Source organism: Phytomonospora endophytica (assembly GCF_014202425.1).
Lineage (GTDB): Bacteria > Actinomycetota > Actinomycetes > Mycobacteriales > Micromonosporaceae > Phytomonospora > Phytomonospora endophytica.
On the sequence record NZ_JACHGT010000011.1, the window covers coordinates 153,879 to 168,701 of the forward strand.

Genomic DNA, 14,823 nt, shown 5'->3' on the forward strand with positions numbered 1-14,823 from the left:
TACCGCGCAGCGCGCCGCGTCGTTGCGGCACTCCACGCAAGACTGTCCTACACCCGCGATGCTACGTCGCACGCGGTGGGTGACGCGTAATCTGCGACACGCGGGTAACGGCCCCGGAGCCGTCGATGGACGGCCGCGGGGCTGCTGGTGGTGCATGTCGTCAGGTCGCGTTCGTCTCGGCGGAGCCGTCGGGTTTGTCCTCACCCGTGCCGTCGCCCGCCGGAGGCGGCGTGGTGTTGTTCGTGTCGCCCGGGTTCGTCGGGTCGGTCGTCCCGGGTGATCCCGACGGCGACCCCGAGGGCGAGCTCGGGGACGGCGACGGACCCGCGGGGTCCTCGACGAACGAACCGCCTTCCCAGCGGTAGTGGCGGATGGCGGCGACGCCGTCGTCGGTGACCGCGACGCCGACCACTCCGGCCGTGACGTCGACACCGGTGATCTGGTCGTACGCGTCGACGCCGGCGTAGACGAAGCCGAGCGGGGTGCCGCCGGAGAGGGCGACCAGGCCGTGGACGATCTCGTCGCCGCAGCCGACCGGGACGAGGAGTTCCTCGCCGTCGGCGTCGTCGACGTTGGCGTACAGCGCCGGTGCCGAGCCGGGCAGGACGTGCCAGGCCGGGGTGGGGGGCGGCGGGAGCTGGGTGGGTTCGCCGCTCGGGTCGCCCGAGGGGTCGGTGAGGGGGGTCGCCTCGTCGGGGATCTGGGGGGCGACGACGCCGTCGGTGAACTGGAAGGTTCCGGCGGGGCAGGCCGAGGCGAGGCCGCCGGGCCAGGCCGGGAGGGTCAGTTCAGCGTTTCGCAGGTTCGCGGCGTCGGCGGTGGAGGTCGCGCCGTCGGGGTTGGGGGAGGCGCTGACACTCATGCCGTCGGGGTCGTGCTGGTCGTCGACGCCGTTGGCGCCGTCGTCCACGCCGGCGGTGGCGTTGGTGTCCGGGTCGGGGTTGTAGGCGACGGTCGTGGCGACCGCGACCCCGCCCAGGAGCAGGCTCAGGGAACCGACGACGGCCGTGCCGAGGGTGGCCACGCGGCGGCGGTGCGAGCGTTTGGCCTCGCCGAAGAGGTTCGGCGAGCCGGTGCGGGCGAAGACGTCGGTGGCGGCGGCGCGGTAGGACGAGAACGCCTCGGCGAGGAGACGGTCGGCGTCGTCGGGCGAGTCCGGGCCGACGTGCAGGTCAGGACGGTCAGCCATGTCTCGACGTCTCCTTTCTCTCCCGTTCGGCTTCGATCCCGGGTTCGATCTCGGTGAGATGTTTCGCCATCTCGGTACGCCCCCGGTGCAGCCAAGATTTCACGGTGCCTTCCTTGGCTCCCGTCTCCCGCGCGATCTCGGCGATGGGCATGTCGGCGAGGTAGTGCAGGACAAGGGCGCGTCGTTGTTTGTCGGGCAGTTTCCGCAGGGCCGTGACGAGCGCCACATGATCGGGTGACATGCCCGGGTGCGGTTCGGGCGGGCCGCTCTTGGCCAGGAAGCGGCGGACGACCGCCAGGCGGCGGTGGCGGCTCATCGCCAGGTTCCACGCGACACGGCGGACCCAGGCGATCGGGTCGTCGTAGGTGCCGATCTTCTCCCAGCGCTGCCAGGCGCGCAGGAAGGCCTCCTGGACCAGGTCCTGAGCCTCAGTCGAATCGGCCGTGTAGGCGTAGAGCTGGGCGGACAGGTCGGAGAAGCGCGCGTCGTAGAGCGCGATGAACTCCGCCTCTGAGCGCATCCGTTCCCTTTCACCGACGTGCGCGTCTGCAACGCCGGGGTCCGTCAGACCGCGGTCGACTCCCGATCCGGCTGTGGTCATCCTGCCCCGCCCCGTTCCCGGACGGTTCGCCAGGGGCGGTACTGAGCCCGGAATATACGAAATGGCCGTTTTGCCGACCATCGGGGACGACGTCGCCGCCAGAGGGTGCGCGAACGCCATCGCCGTCTCCTTCTCCAGTGTCCAACGTTTCGGATGCGCAAGGGACACGCCTCCGGTCCGCTTTGGGTTGCGTCACGGTCGGCCTTGAGCGTGGAACGGGTGGTGACATGCCGTGGACGTGTATCGTGCGCAACACCTGTCGTGACGAGAGAGAAAGAGAATGACGTACCCACCTCAGCAGCCTGGATACGGGCAGCAGCAGCCCCCGTCGTACACCGATCCCTACCAGCAGCAGCCACAGCAGCCCGGGTACGGCCAGCAGCCTGGGTACGGTCAGCAGGCCCCGCAGGGCTACACCGACCCGTACACCGCGCAGCAGGGCGGTTACGCACCGCCGCCGCAGAACGCTGGCGGCGGCTCGCAGGGCTGGCTCATGCTCGACGCGAAGTTCTTCCCGCTTGCCTGGATCCTCTTCCTGATCAAGCCGAAGGTCTTCATCAACGGCCACGAGTACCCGGCGCAGTGGAACCAGAACCAGTTCCCGCTGCCCCCCGGCCAGCACCACCTGCAGGTGCACACGCCGTTCCTCTTCAAGATGGGTCCGGCCGAGGCGTCCGTGCCGATCGGGCCCGGCCAGCAGGTCGCGCTCGAATACCGCGCGCCCCTGTTCCTGTGGTCCCCCGGATCGCTCGGGCCGGCGCCGCAGAAGTACAACGGCATGGGCCTCATGATCGGGATCTACGCGGTCCTGTTCCTGCTCATCCTGTGCTCGTGCTTCGCGCCCCTGATGTTCGCCTGACGCACACGTGAAGGCCCGGTGGACCGTTTCGGTCCACCGGGCCTTTTTCGTACCCGTTCGCTAGTCCATGGGCAGGTCGGTCAGCGGGATCTCACCGGCCATGGCGACCATGGTGTCGAGGGCGACCGGCGGCGTGAGCGCGTCCTCGTCCTCGAAGGGCTCGATGAAGATCCCGACGTAGGAGTCATCGGAACGGGTCGTCCACACCCGGTACAGGACCTGCTCGCCCGATGTCGGCTGCACCTTGGTCAAGACCAGGTTGTCGGGCTGCAGGTCGTAGTAGTCGCAGTCGCTGTCACCGGCGCCGCACTTGCCCCGGGACTCCAGCTGAGCGCGGTCCTCGGCGGGGAGGGAGGTGCGGAACGCCTCGATCTCGACGGTCAGTTCGAAGCGCGACCCGTCGGGGAAGGTGAGCAGGCCCCTGAACTCCTTGGAGCCGATCGCCGAGCCCCACACGAACTCGTACCCCCAGTTGTCGTAGGGCACCTTGGTCAGTTCGGCGTCGGTGAAGGTGGCCACGGCGTTCTCGACGGCCGCGAGCAGGGTGCCGTCGGCGTCGGCGGGACCGTCGGGGTCGGGCACTCCGTCACCGGGGTCCTTCGACTCGTCGGTGTCCTCGGGCGCCGGTCCGCCGATCGGGGCCTCGTCCGTGTCGGGGATCGCCCGCGCGACCGTGACGAGCTCGTCCATGGTCAGCGCGATCGTCCCGGGGGTGTTGTCGTCGACCCACAGCGCGGTCGTGGCGACCGTCCCGTCGGGCCGTGCGATCAGGGCCTGGTATCGGGTGCGCGGCCCGAAATCGTCGGGCTGGGTCTGGTCCTCCCTGGTCAGCAGGCGACGGCCCGCATCGAGGTCGGAGAGAGCGCAGTCCTCGGCGCAGCCGGCGAGATCCTTCAGACGCGCGTCGACATCGCCGTCGAGCCGCGGCTCCTGCACGGTGACGTTGAGCCACAGCGCGTCGTCGCCCTCGATCTTGAGGCGCTCCTGGGCGGTGATCGCCGTCATGTCCTCGTTCCACTCGAAGTTGAAGAAACCGGAGTCGCCCTGGGACTCAAGCTCGACCTGGGGAAGGCCTTCGCCGACGGCCTCGCTCATGGAGTCGGTGTAGTCGGAGCGGGGATCGGGCTCGCCCGACGGGGTCCAGTAACCCACGGCCGACGGTCCCGCGCCGTCGTTCGGTACCGCGCCGCCTCCTCCGCCGGGCCCGAGGATCGCGATGCCGACCGCCGCCGCCGTCACGACCGCCAGGGCCGAACCGCCGCCGAGGAGGCCGTTGCGGTTGCGGACCCGCCTCCGGCCGGCGGAGATGATGTCGTCGGTGCCGCTCGCGGGAACCGGTGGCACGTCCAGCGTCCGGGCCAACAGCCCGCGGACTTCTTCTTCTCTCATGTCCTCACTCCTTGAACGCCGGCCCGCGTTGTCTGGAACTGTTGGCGCAGCGTCGCGAGCCCCCGTGCGGTCTGGCTCTTGACGGTGCCCGCCGAGCAGCGCAGCGCCTGCGCGGTCTCCTCGACGGAAAGGTCCTCCCAGAAGCGGAGGACGAGCGTGGCGCGCTGCCGGGTCGGCAGGGTCGCGAGGGCGGCGAGGGCGATCAGGCGGTCCTCGCCGCCGGGGTTGGCGTGCGTGTCGCGCGGTGGCGCGGCGAAGGTGCGCTCCCGTCGGAACCAGCCCTTGCGGCCCTCGTCGATGAGGGTCCGCAGGACGATCTTCCGGGCGTAGGCCTCGACCGTCGGGCTCCGGGCGCGATTCCAGGCCGCGTAAAGCTTGACCAGCGAGGTCTGCACCGCGTCCTCGGCGCGATGCCAGTCCCCGCACACGAGATAGGCGGTTCGGAGCAGCGCTTCGCGCCGGGCGGCGACGAATTCGCGGAACTCCGCTTCCTGGGCAGGTCTCATATGTCGTCTCCTCGTAGCCTTCGACATCTCTACGAGAGATCGGTCCTCGACGGTTGCATCGCCCCCCGAGCGAAGCACTAGGCTTACACGCTGTGGACGGTTACCTGGGCTCGTACGCGACTCTCGGGGTCCTGCTCGTCGTGGCGGGGGCCTTCTTCGTGGTCGCCTACACGGCCAACCGGGTCCTGCGGACGAACGCGCCGTCGGCGGCGAAGTCGACCAGCTACGAATGCGGTCTCGACCCCGCCGAGGGCTCCGACTGGGCGCAGGCCCAGATCCGCTACTACGTCTATGCCTTCCTCTACGCCCTGTTCGCCGTCGAGAGCGTCTTCCTGTTCCCGTGGGCCGTCGTCTTCGACGGGCTGGGGATGGTGAGCGTCGCCGAGATGGGCGTCTTCGTGGCGGTCCTGGCCCTCGGGCTGCTGTACGCCTGGCGCAAGGGCGTCCTGACGTGGACGTGACCCGCACCACCCCCGCCTTCTACGGGAGCCGCTGACATGGAACTGCCGCAGGTGCTGGGCGAGCCCATCCGCTTCATCCTCAACTGGGGGCGCAAGTACTCCCTGTGGGTGTTCAACTTCGGCCTCGCCTGCTGCGCCATCGAGTTCATCGCGACCTCGATGGGCCGCCACGACTTCATCCGCCTCGGCGTCATCCCCTTCGCGCACGGTCCCCGGCAGGCCGACCTGATGGTCGTGTCCGGGACGGTGACCGACAAGATGGCCCCGGCGATCAAGCGGCTCTACGACCAGATGCCCGAGCCCAAGTACGTGATCTCCTTCGGCGCCTGCTCCAACTGCGGCGGCCCGTACTGGGACTCGTACTCCGTGACCAAGGGCGTCGACCAGCTCATCCCGGTCGACGTGTACGTGCCCGGCTGCCCGCCTCGTCCTGAAGCCCTGCTGCACGGGATCGTCAAACTTCAGGAGAAGATCGCCGCCGAACAGTCCGGTTTCGGTGGAGTGCGCCGCAAGAGCGCCGCCGAGTTGAACGCGCCCCTTGTCTCACCTCCCTAAGGACCGCAGTGAACAGTTCCCGCGCCACCCACATCGTCGAGGTGCTCACCGCCGAGTTCGGTGATCTGATGGCCGCCGACCCCGGTGCCTTCGAGCGGAAGTTCCGCAAGATGGCCGCCAACGCCTTCGCGTTCTACCGGGGCAGCGCCTGCCTCTTCTACGCCGACGTGCACGGGCAGGACGACCCGTACCTGAACGCCAGGACCTCGCGGGTGTGGATCCACGGCGACCTGCACGCGGAGAACTTCGGGACCTACATGGACGCCGCCGGGCGGCTGGTGTTCAACGTCAACGACTTCGACGAGGCCTACGTCGGGCCCTTCACCTGGGACCTGAAGCGCTTCGCGGCCTCGGTCGCGCTCATCGGCTACGTCAAGGCACTGTCCGATGAGGACATCAGCGTGCTGGTGCGGCGTTTCGCGTCGGCCTACCTCGGTGAGATCCGGGCGATCGCCTCGAAAGGCGACGACACCATCGGCGAACTGACCCTGACCAACACCACGGGTCCGCTGCGCGGTGTGCTCCAGGAGGCGCGCCTCAACACACGCATCGCCATGCTGGACCGGCAGACCACGATCGTCGACTACGACCGCCGCTTCACGATGGCCGACGGCGTGTACGAAGTGGACGCCGAGACGCGCGAGCGCGTCATCGCCGCCTTCCACACCGCGCTGGAGACCATGCCCGCCAACGAGGGCCTGCGCGCGACGGCGATCGAGATCAAGGACGTCACGCTGCGCAAGGGCGTCGGCATCGGCTCGGCCGGGCTGCCGTCGTACAACCTGCTGCTCGAAGGGCACACGCAGGCGCTGGAGAACGACGTCGTGCTGTACATGAAGCAGGGGCAGGTCCCGGCGGTGTCGCGGGTCATCGACGACGCGCAGATCCGTTCCTACTTCGCCCACCAGGGGCAGCGCACGGCCGAGTCGCAGCGCGCGCTCCAGGCCCACGCCGACCCGTGGCTCGGTTACGCCACGCTCGACGGCGTCGGGCAGGTCGTCGCCGAGGTCTCGCCCTACGCCGAGGACCTGGACTGGTCCGATGTGGACGACGTCGACGAGATCGGCCTGATCGTGGGTTACCTGGGCTGCGCGGTGGCGCGCATGCACGCCGTGGCCGACGACGAGTCCCAGCACACCCTGGTGGATTATTCCACCGAGGAGGCGATCACCGAGGCCGTCGGCGACGACGACGAGGGCTTCGCCGCGATGCTCGTCGACTTCGCGCACGCCTACGGCGCTCGGGCGCGCGCCGACCACCAGCTCTTCGTGGACCTGTTCCGCAACGACCAGCTTCCCCTGCGCGGCTAGGAACACCGGCGGGCCGCGCCTTGCGAAGGCGCGGCCCTCTTCCCGGTCAGCCGTCGCGAGGGTCCCCGGGCCACTCGTAGCAGCTGCCGTCGGTCGGCACCGACGAGCACGACTCGGGCCGCTGCGGCGCGGCGTTCGGCGTGGCGGCGGCCGCGGGCGGCGTGGCGACGAGCAGGAGGAGTGCGGTGGCGGTCGTGGTGGTCCAGATGCTGCGCATGGGCATGGCTTACTCCCCGTTGCTTGCGGGTACTTCCGTGAACAATGAACGCGCGGGGCCGCCCCGCGGTTGCCGCCCGCCCGGCGAATCGGATGTTCGGCGGACCCGCGTCGTCCGCCGGGAGCGACCGGCCGGGGCCGTCACGGCGGTCGCCGGGATCCGGAAAGGTCCCGCCGCCACGACACAGGGGGGTACGATCCCGCCTCGGTGACCCCTAGGATGGCTCGCATGGACGTCGCGGAGCTCGAAGGTGAGGCCGACGCCGGGGACGGCACCCGGCCGGTCGTCGACGTCGGCGTCGCGGCCTGGCACACCACGCTTCTGAAGGCCCGGGACGTTCTGGGCTGCGACTTCTTCGACTGGCTGTCCGCTGTGGACGAAGGCGACGACGGCGTGCGCCTCGTCGCGCACCTCTGGTCGATCCGGGAGAAGGCCGGTGTCATCGTCCGGACGCTTCTTCCCGCCGACGCGCCCGTCGCCGACACCGTCGTCGACGTCTACCCCGGCGCCGAGTGGCACGAGCGGGAGACGCACGAGATGTTCGGTGTCGACTTCACCGGTCACCCGCATCTCGAACCGCTGCTGCTCCCGCCGGAGTTCGAGGGCCACCCGCTGCGCAAGGACTTCATTCTCGCCTCCCGCGTCGCCAAACCCTGGCCCGGCGCGAAGGAGCCCGGCGAGGGCCACGGCGCGCCCGGCGCCCGCAAACGCCAGCCGATGCGCCCGCCCGGCGTGCCCGAACCGGGCACCTGGGGACCGGCCGAGCCCGCGACGGAGGCGGGAGAGGCGGTGGCCGAACGGCCCGCCCGCCCCGTTCGGCGGACGCCGCCGACACGTTCCGCACCGGCGGATCCCGCGGAGGCGGGAGCGACGGCGGCCGCGCCCGAAAGGCCTGTCCGGCGGACGCCGCCGGATCGCGCCGCTCGACCCGCTCGTTCCGCGCCGGGGGATGTGGCTTCGCCCGTGGAGCCTTCGGCGGGAGCGGGAGATGCGCCCGCCGCGTCCGAGCGGCCGGAACGTCCCGCACCGGCCGAGGCCGCTTCACCCACCGACCCGTCCGAGCCGCCCACCGGCCCGGCCCGGCCCGCGAAGGTCGGCGAGACGCCCGAGCGTCCCGCTCTGGCCGATTCCGCCGCGTCCGTGGGGCCCTCGGCGCCACCCGCCGGGGCGGGAGATGCGCCCGCCGCGTCCGAGCGGCCGGAACGTCCCGCACCGGTCGAGGCCGCTTCGCCCGCCGACCCGTCCGAGCCGCACACCGGCCCGGCCCGGCCCGCGAAGGTCGGCGAGACGCCCGATCCTGTCGCCAAGCCCGCACCCCCGACGCCCGCTTCCCCCGAGTCCGGGCCGCCCGCCGAACCGCCCGCGCCGCCCCCAGCCGCGGACTCCCCCCAGGAAGGTCAGTGACGATGCCGGTCTGGCTGGAGATCGCGATCCGCGTCGCCGGGGTGTTCGCCGCGTTCCTCGTCCTGCCGCTCGTCGTGGGCCAGACCGAGCACAAGGTCATGGCGCACATGCAGGGCCGCCTCGGCCCCATGTACGCCGGGCGCTTCCACGGCTGGGCGCAGCTGATCGCCGACGGCGTCAAGTTCGTGCAGAAGGAGGACGTGACCCCGGCCGCCGCCGACAAGCACGTCTTCAAGCTCGCGCCCGCCATCGCGCTCGTCCCGTACCTCGTCGCGATCATCGTGATCCCGCTCGGCCCGGGCGACCTCGTCGCCCAGCCCCTCGACATGGGCCTGTTCCTGGTCCTCGCCGTCGTCGGCGTCGGGATCGTCGCGGTCCTCATGGCCGGATGGGCCTCGGCGAACAAGTACACGCTCCTCGGCGCCCTCCGCGCCGCCGCGCAGCTCCTCGCCTACGAACTCCCGCTCGTGCTCGCCGCGGCCTCGGTCGCGATGGCCGCCGGAACGCTCTCCCTGTCCGGCATCGTCGAGGCGTGGCGGCCCTGGTGGCTGCTGTGGCAGCTGCCCGCCCTCGGCGTGTTCTTCCTCGCCGGGCTCGCCGAGATCCGCCGTCCCCCCTTCGACGCCCCGATCGCCGACTCCGAGCTCGTCTTCGGTTACCTCACCGAGTACACCGGCCTGCGTTTCGCGCTCTTCCTGCTCGCCGAGTACGTCGGGATCGTGGTCATCGCGGCCTTGACGACGGTGCTGTTCCTCGGCGGCTGGAAGGGCCCCTTCGCCGACGCCGACCTCGGCTGGCTGTGGACGCTGCTCAAGGTCGGCGCGGTGTCCTTCGTGGTCATCTGGGTCCGGGTGTCCTTCCCGCGTCTGCGCGTCGACCAGCTCCAGCGCTTCTGCTGGCTCGGCCTTGTCCCCGTCGCGCTGGCGCAGCTCGTGCTCACCGCGGCAGTGAAGGTGGCGACATAGATGACCACGCCCGAGAAGAACGGCTTCCCCGGGAAAGGCCTCATCAAGGGTCTCGGGATCACGCTGAAGACGATGGTCTCGCGTGCCGGGACCCAGCAGTACCCCGACGTGGAGCCCGAACTCCCCGCGCGTTCGCGCGGTGTCATCGGGCTCATGGAGTCGAACTGCACGGTCTGCATGCTCTGCGCCCGCGAGTGTCCCGACTGGTGCATCTACATCGACTCCCACAAGGAGACCGTCGAGGTCCCCGGCGCGGCCCGCGCCCGCCAGCGCAACGTCCTCGACCGCTTCGACATCGACTTCTCGCTGTGCATGTACTGCGGGATCTGCATCGAGGTCTGCCCCTTCGACGCCCTCTTCTGGGCGCCCGACTTCGCCTACGCCGAAGGCGACATCCGCAACCTCCTGCACGACCGCGGGCGACTCGGCGAGCACATGGCCGGTGTCCCCGCGCCCCCGCCGCACGACCCGAACGGCGAACCGTCCAAAGAGGAGTCGACGGCGGCGAAGAAGGGCGGTGCGCGGTGACCGTGACCGACGTCCTCGTCTGCGCCCTCGGCGCGGTGAGTCTCGGCGCGGCGCTGCGGGTCGTGACCAGCAAGCACCTGGTGCGGGCGGGCCTGTGGCTGGTGGTGGCGCTGGGATCCCTCGCCGGGGTCTACCTCGTGCTCACCGCCGAACTGCTGGCCTGGGTGCAGGTCCTCATCTACGTCGGCGCCGTCGTGGTGCTGATGCTGTTCGCGGTGATGCTGACCCGGGCGCCGATCGGGCCGAGCGACGACCTGGACCGCGCCAAGGTTCCCGGCGTCCTCATCGGCGGCGGTGCGGGCCTCGGCCTCGCGGCCGTGCTCGTCGACGCCTACCGCTGGCGTGAGGTGGGACTGTCCGATGTGGAGCCCGGCGACGCCGGGGCGATGGGCCGCGAGGTGTTCACGAGCTGGGTGCTGCCGTTCGAGCTGCTCTCGGTGCTGCTGCTGGCGGCGCTGATCGGCGCGATCGTGGTGTCTCGGCCGGATGTGGGTCAGAGGTCGCGGTAGATGTCTCGGCGATGTGCGACCGCGACGACGACGATGACGAGCCGGCCGTCATGGATTTCGTAGACGATGCGGTAGTCGCCGGTGCGGATGCGCATCAGGCCGTCGTGTCCGACGAGCTGCTTCATTCCGGACGGTCGCGGCAGGGTGGCCAGACCGGCGATCGCGAGCATGACGCGCCGGCGGACCGGCGGGTCGAGTTTCCGAAGCTGGCGAGCCGCAGCGGGACTGATCTCGATCTCGAAGGGTTCGGTCGAGTCGGTCACGTGTCACCACGAGCGTCGTCGGCGAACTCGGCGAGGAGCTCCGCGAGCGGGATGTTGGCCTCGCCGGAGGCGACGGACTCGGCCTTCGCCGCGATCGCGAGCCGGGCGAGGTACGCGTCCTCGAGTTCGTCCAGGAGCTCGGCCTCGCCTGCGGGGATGATGGCGGCGACCCTGCGTCCGTGGCGAGTGATGTACGTGCGGTCGCCGCTGCGCATGATGCCTTCGAGTACCTCGGCGAGGTGCTCGCGCAGATCGGTGACCGGCAGGTCGCCGGGGACGGGTGCAGCTGTCATGTACAAACTGTACGTTCTGTACGGAACTCCGTCAAGTATCGCCGCGCGGCCGTCTCCCCACCCACCTCCCCGACGCGGCATGATGTCACCCATGCGCACACCCCGCGAGTCGACGGAGGTGTCCTGAGTGCACCCGGTGATCCCCTACGTCCTGGCCGCCATGCTCTTCGGCGCGGGCGTCTACGGTGTCGTCGTCCGGCGTAACGCCGTCCTGGTCCTCATGGCCGTCGAGCTGATGCTCGGCGCGGTGAACCTCGTTCTCGTCACCGCCGACGCGACCATGCGCCTGCACACCGGCCAGACCCTGGCGCTGTTCGTGATCGTCGTCGCCGCGGCCGAGGTCGGCCTGGGGCTGGCGATCGTGCTCCAGCTCTACCGGCTGCGGCGGTCGATCGTCACCGACGACGTCGGCGCCGAACCCGCTTCGGCCGAAGGCGAAGAAGAACCCGTGAAGGTGGTCGCGTGAGCCCGGTCGCGTGGGCTCTGGCCCTCCCCGTCGTCCCGGCGATCGCCGCGCTCGCCGGGTTCCTTGTGCCGTCGGCGGCCCGTAGGACCGCCGCCGGTGTCGGTATCGCGGGTGCCGCGGCCGCCGGTGTCGTGCTGTTCCTCCAGCTGGGGCAGGAGATCCCCGAGCTTCCCGACACCGCTTCGTCCACTCTGGACGGTCCGGTCCTGGTGCGTTTCGGGGACGTCGCCGTCACCTTGAGCGCGGGCGTGAGCCAGCTGACCTGGTGGGTCGCCGCGATCGTCGTGCTGGTCGCGTTGCTGGTGCAGGTGTACAGCGTCGGCTATCTCCTCAAAGGGGACGAGCGCTACGCCCCCTACGCCGCCCAGATCTCGCTGTTCACCTCGGCGATGCTGCTGGTCGTGGTCGCCGACGACCTGATCCTCCTGCTCATCGGCTGGGAGGTCATGGGCGCGTGCTCCTACCTGCTCATCGGGCACGACCGCAAGCTCCCCGAGGCGCCCGGCGCGGCTGTGAAGGCCTTCCTGGTCACGCGCGTCGGTGACGTCGGCTTCCTGCTGGGGATCCTCGTCCTCGGCTTCCACGCCGGGGGCTTCCGCTACGGCGACATCGCCGCCTTCATGTCGGAGAGCACCGGCACGACGATCTTCACCGTCACCGCGCTGCTCATCATGCTCGGCGCGATCGGCAAGAGCGCCCAGTTCCCCCTGCAGACCTGGCTTCCCGACGCGATGGCCGGACCGACGCCGATCTCGGCGCTGATCCACGCCGCCACCATGGTCGCCGCCGGCGCCTATGTCCTGGTGCGTCTGTCGGACCTGCTCGTCAAAGGCGACGTGCGGATCGTGCTCGGTGTCATCGCGATGATCAGCATGGTCCTGTCGGCGCTGGCCGCACTCGCCAGTGACGACCTGAAACGCGTCCTTGCCTGGTCGACGGTCAGCCAGGTCGCGTACATGATGGCCGCGGTCTCGGTCGGCGCGACCGCGACGGCGATCTTCCACCTGGTCAGCCACGGCCTGTTCAAGGCCCTGCTGTTCCTCGGGGCCGGCGCGGTCATCCACATGGCGAAGACGAACTCGATGGAGAGGATGGGCGGGCTGCGCAAGGGCGCGCCGGTCACGTTCTGGTCGATGACGATCGGTTTCGCCGCGCTGGTCGGGCTGCCGCCGCTGTCGGGTTTCTTCTCCAAGGAGCACGTCCTCTCCGGGATCTACGACACCCGCGGCCAGACGGTCCTCTTCGTCGTCGGCCTGGTGACCGCGCTGCTCACCGCCGCCTACGCCACCCGCGCCTGGCTGCGGACCTTCTTCGGCGAGACCCGCACCGAGGGCCTGAGTGCCCACGACCCCGGCGCCTGGATGCTGTGGCCCCTGGTCGTTCTGGCCGTCCCGACGGTCGGCTTCGGCCTGTTCGCCGGGCTCACGCCGCTGCTCCACGGCAAGACGCACCCGACCGCGATGGGCCTGACGATGACGGCCGTCGCCGCCGGGATCGGCCTGTCCTTCGGGATCTGGCGCGGCGATAAGGCCGCCGACCCGGCTCGCGCGCTCGGCCCGCTACAGCGGGTCTTCGCGCGCGGCTTCTACCTCGACGAGGTGCAGAACGCCCTCGTCGTGCGGCCGGTGTACTTCCTGTCCCGCCTGGCCCGCCGCATCGACGTGTCCGTTGTGGACGGTGCCGCGGAGGGCACGGGCCGCGGGATCGGCGGGCTCGGCAGGCTCGTCGCGATCGGTCACCGCGCCGGGATACCCCGGCAGGTGGTCTCGGTGCTCGCCGGGGCGCTGCTCATCGGCGCGGCCGCCGTCGTCATGGGAGTGTGGGGATGAACGCGGTTCTGCTCGCGGTGCTGATCGTCCCCGTCCTCGGGATCCTCGCGGTCGCCGCGGGGGCCTGGGCCGGGAACCGCAGACTCGGCGCGGTCCTCGGGACCGTGTTCGCCGGGGTCGGGCTGTTCGCGGCCGTCGCCCTCGGCTTTGACCACAGTGGACGACCGTGGACGCGCATCACCGAGGAGTGGGTGCCGCAGCTCAAGCTGAGCTTCGACATCGGTGTCGACGGCGTGTCCTACCCGCTGGTGCTCCTGAGCGCCTTCCTGACCTTCCTGTGCTGTCTCTACACCGCCTGGAAGGGCACGGAACGCGGCGACGCGCTGATCGCCCTGCTCCTCGCCACCAACGTCGGCATGCTCGGGGTCTTCGTCTCCTACAACCTCGTGCTCTTCTTCGTGTTCTTCGAGATCGTGCTGCTCCCGATGTTCGCGATCATCGCCGGCTGGGGCGGACCGGCCCGCCGCAGGGCCGCCGTGAAGTTCGCGCTCTACACGCTCCTGGGCTCCCTGCTGCTGCTCGTCGGGATCTTCGTGATCGTCACGCAGGCCGGGACCGGCGACATCCTCGCCCTCACCGAGAGCGGTGGCGGCGGCCTGTCGCGCGGCACCCAGCTGCTCGCCTTCACCCTGCTGGCACTGGGCCTGGCCATCAAGGCTCCACTGTGGCCGCTTCACTCCTGGCTGCCCGACGCCCACACCGAGGCCCCCACCGTCGGTTCGGTTATCCTCGCCGGCGTCCTGCTCAAGATGGGCACCTACGGCCTCATCCGCGTCGCCGTCGGCGTCGCCCCCGAAGGCGCCCGGCAGGCCGCGCCGACGCTCGCGGTCCTCGCCGTCGTCGCGATCCTCGTCGCCGGGCTGGTCTGCCTGGCGCAGACCGAACTGAAGCGGCTGATCGCCTACTCCTCGGTCGGGCACATGGGTTTCGTACTGCTCGGCATCGCGACCCTCACCCAGGCCGGGCTGACCGCCGCCCTCATCGGCAACGTCGCCCACGGCCTGATCACCGGCCTGCTGTTCTTCCTCGCCGGCTCGGTCAAGGACCGCGCCCACACCGGTGAACTCGCCCGCCTCGGCGGCCTGCGCGAGGTCGCGCCGGGACTGTCGGGCATGCTCGGTTTCGCCGCCATCGCCTCCCTCGGGCTGCCCGGCCTCGCCGGGTTCTGGGGTGAGGCCTTCGCGGTGTACGCGGCGATCCAGCGCGACCAGACACTGTGGACGGTCCTGGCCGTGCTCGCCGCGATCGGCGCCGCCCTGGCCGCCGCGTACCTCCTGCGCATGCTCCGGCTGGTCACGCACGGCCCGCCCGGTGAGGCCGTCGCGGGTATGAGCGGCACCGGCCTGCGCGCCGTCGAGGTGACCTCCTTCGTGCCCCTCGCCGCCGGCGCGCTCGTGGTCGGCCTGCTCCCCTTCGTGGTGCAGGCGCCCATCGGCGAAGCCGTCTCCGGCATCCTCCAGGCGATCTAAAGGAGACCCG

The 14,823-nt window shown here is 70.5% G+C and carries 17 protein-coding genes and 1 pseudogene; 11 read left to right on the forward strand and 7 right to left on the reverse strand.

Going from position 1 to position 14,823, the window contains the following annotated elements; genetic code table 11:
• Positions 1-160 precede the first annotated feature (160 nt).
• On the reverse strand, positions 161-1,189 hold the full coding sequence (locus HNR73_RS24550) for a hypothetical protein (RefSeq protein ID WP_184789961.1): 1,029 nt from the start codon (positions 1,187-1,189) through the stop codon (positions 161-163).
• Positions 1,182-1,709 carry an RNA polymerase sigma factor gene (locus tag HNR73_RS24555; protein WP_184789962.1) on the reverse strand — a complete coding sequence of 176 codons (528 nt, stop codon included), beginning with the start codon at positions 1,707-1,709 and terminating at the stop codon, positions 1,182-1,184. Before HNR73_RS24555 ends, HNR73_RS24550 begins: the two co-directional genes overlap by 8 nt.
• A gap of 361 nt (positions 1,710-2,070) precedes the next feature.
• On the opposite strand from HNR73_RS24555, the gene HNR73_RS39140 reads away from it, so the two are divergent.
• On the forward strand, positions 2,071-2,649 hold the full coding sequence (locus HNR73_RS39140; RefSeq protein WP_203687001.1) for a hypothetical protein: 579 nt from the start codon (positions 2,071-2,073) through the stop codon (positions 2,647-2,649).
• A gap of 60 nt (positions 2,650-2,709) precedes the next feature.
• Here HNR73_RS39140 and HNR73_RS24565 read toward each other — a convergent pair whose 3' ends face one another.
• Complete coding sequence (locus tag HNR73_RS24565; protein WP_184789963.1) at positions 2,710-4,038, reverse strand: hypothetical protein; 1,329 nt, start codon at positions 4,036-4,038, stop codon at positions 2,710-2,712.
• A complete protein-coding gene (locus HNR73_RS24570) occupies positions 4,035-4,544 on the reverse strand; it encodes a SigE family RNA polymerase sigma factor (protein ID WP_184789964.1) in 510 nt (169 codons plus the stop codon). The genes HNR73_RS24565 and HNR73_RS24570 overlap by 4 nt, the downstream gene beginning before the upstream one ends.
• Positions 4,545-4,636: 92 nt before the next feature.
• On the opposite strand from HNR73_RS24570, the gene HNR73_RS24575 reads away from it, so the two are divergent.
• From HNR73_RS24575 to HNR73_RS24585, 3 genes are all read left to right on the forward strand, one after another.
• Positions 4,637-5,005, forward strand: coding sequence for an NADH-quinone oxidoreductase subunit A (locus HNR73_RS24575; protein WP_184789965.1), 369 nt, complete (start codon positions 4,637-4,639; stop codon positions 5,003-5,005).
• Positions 5,006-5,041: 36 nt separating this feature from the next.
• The gene (locus HNR73_RS24580) at positions 5,042-5,560 is read left to right on the forward strand and encodes an NADH-quinone oxidoreductase subunit B (protein WP_184789966.1); all 519 of its coding nucleotides are present in this window, start codon (positions 5,042-5,044) and stop codon (positions 5,558-5,560) included.
• 68 nt (positions 5,561-5,628) lie between these two features.
• The gene (locus HNR73_RS24585) at positions 5,629-6,870 is read left to right on the forward strand and encodes a DUF2252 domain-containing protein (RefSeq protein WP_184790090.1); all 1,242 of its coding nucleotides are present in this window, start codon (positions 5,629-5,631) and stop codon (positions 6,868-6,870) included.
• 46 nt (positions 6,871-6,916) lie between these two features.
• Here the strand turns inward: HNR73_RS24585 and HNR73_RS24590 are convergent, their stop codons facing one another.
• Positions 6,917-7,093 (reverse strand): hypothetical protein, encoded by a 177-nt coding sequence (locus HNR73_RS24590; protein WP_184789967.1) that lies wholly within the window; start codon positions 7,091-7,093, stop codon positions 6,917-6,919.
• A gap of 213 nt (positions 7,094-7,306) precedes the next feature.
• On the opposite strand from HNR73_RS24590, the pseudogene HNR73_RS40095 reads away from it, so the two are divergent.
• The 4 genes and pseudogenes from HNR73_RS40095 to HNR73_RS24610 form a co-directional block, all read left to right on the forward strand.
• Positions 7,307-7,870 (forward strand): annotated as a pseudogene (locus tag HNR73_RS40095) (NADH-quinone oxidoreductase subunit C); the annotation flags it as partial.
• A gap of 623 nt (positions 7,871-8,493) precedes the next feature.
• Positions 8,494-9,456, forward strand: a complete 963-nt coding sequence (locus HNR73_RS24600; RefSeq protein ID WP_184790091.1) for a complex I subunit 1/NuoH family protein — start codon at positions 8,494-8,496, stop codon at positions 9,454-9,456.
• A complete protein-coding gene (locus HNR73_RS24605) occupies positions 9,457-9,984 on the forward strand; it encodes a 4Fe-4S binding protein (protein ID WP_184789969.1) in 528 nt (175 codons plus the stop codon). It begins immediately after the preceding gene.
• Positions 9,981-10,493 carry an NADH-quinone oxidoreductase subunit J family protein gene (locus HNR73_RS24610; RefSeq protein WP_184789970.1) on the forward strand — a complete coding sequence of 171 codons (513 nt, stop codon included), beginning with the start codon at positions 9,981-9,983 and terminating at the stop codon, positions 10,491-10,493. Before HNR73_RS24605 ends, HNR73_RS24610 begins: the two co-directional genes overlap by 4 nt.
• Here HNR73_RS24610 and HNR73_RS24615 read toward each other — a convergent pair.
• Together HNR73_RS24615 and HNR73_RS24620 are read right to left on the reverse strand one after the other, a co-directional pair.
• Positions 10,478-10,756 carry a type II toxin-antitoxin system RelE family toxin gene (locus HNR73_RS24615; protein WP_184789971.1) on the reverse strand — a complete coding sequence of 93 codons (279 nt, stop codon included), beginning with the start codon at positions 10,754-10,756 and terminating at the stop codon, positions 10,478-10,480. The two genes, HNR73_RS24610 and HNR73_RS24615, sit on opposite strands and share 16 nt — an antisense overlap.
• Positions 10,753-11,049: a type II toxin-antitoxin system Phd/YefM family antitoxin gene (locus HNR73_RS24620; RefSeq protein WP_184789972.1), complete on the reverse strand. Its 297-nt coding sequence runs from the start codon at positions 11,047-11,049 to the stop codon at positions 10,753-10,755. The genes HNR73_RS24615 and HNR73_RS24620 overlap by 4 nt, the downstream gene beginning before the upstream one ends.
• 127 nt (positions 11,050-11,176) lie before the next feature.
• Here HNR73_RS24620 and nuoK point away from each other — a divergent pair, with 127 nt between their 5' ends.
• Genes nuoK through HNR73_RS24635 form a run of 3 tightly spaced genes read left to right on the forward strand, consistent with a single transcriptional unit; the run spans position 11,177 to position 14,813 of the window.
• Positions 11,177-11,515, forward strand: a complete 339-nt coding sequence (gene nuoK, locus HNR73_RS24625; protein ID WP_184789973.1) for an NADH-quinone oxidoreductase subunit NuoK — start codon at positions 11,177-11,179, stop codon at positions 11,513-11,515.
• Entirely contained in the window at positions 11,512-13,344 is a 1,833-nt protein-coding gene (locus tag HNR73_RS24630) for an NADH-quinone oxidoreductase subunit 5 family protein (RefSeq protein ID WP_184789974.1), read from the forward strand. The genes nuoK and HNR73_RS24630 overlap by 4 nt, the downstream gene beginning before the upstream one ends.
• Positions 13,341-14,813, forward strand: a complete 1,473-nt coding sequence (locus HNR73_RS24635) for a complex I subunit 4 family protein (RefSeq protein ID WP_184789975.1) — start codon at positions 13,341-13,343, stop codon at positions 14,811-14,813. The genes HNR73_RS24630 and HNR73_RS24635 overlap by 4 nt, the downstream gene beginning before the upstream one ends.
• Positions 14,814-14,823 lie beyond the last annotated feature (10 nt).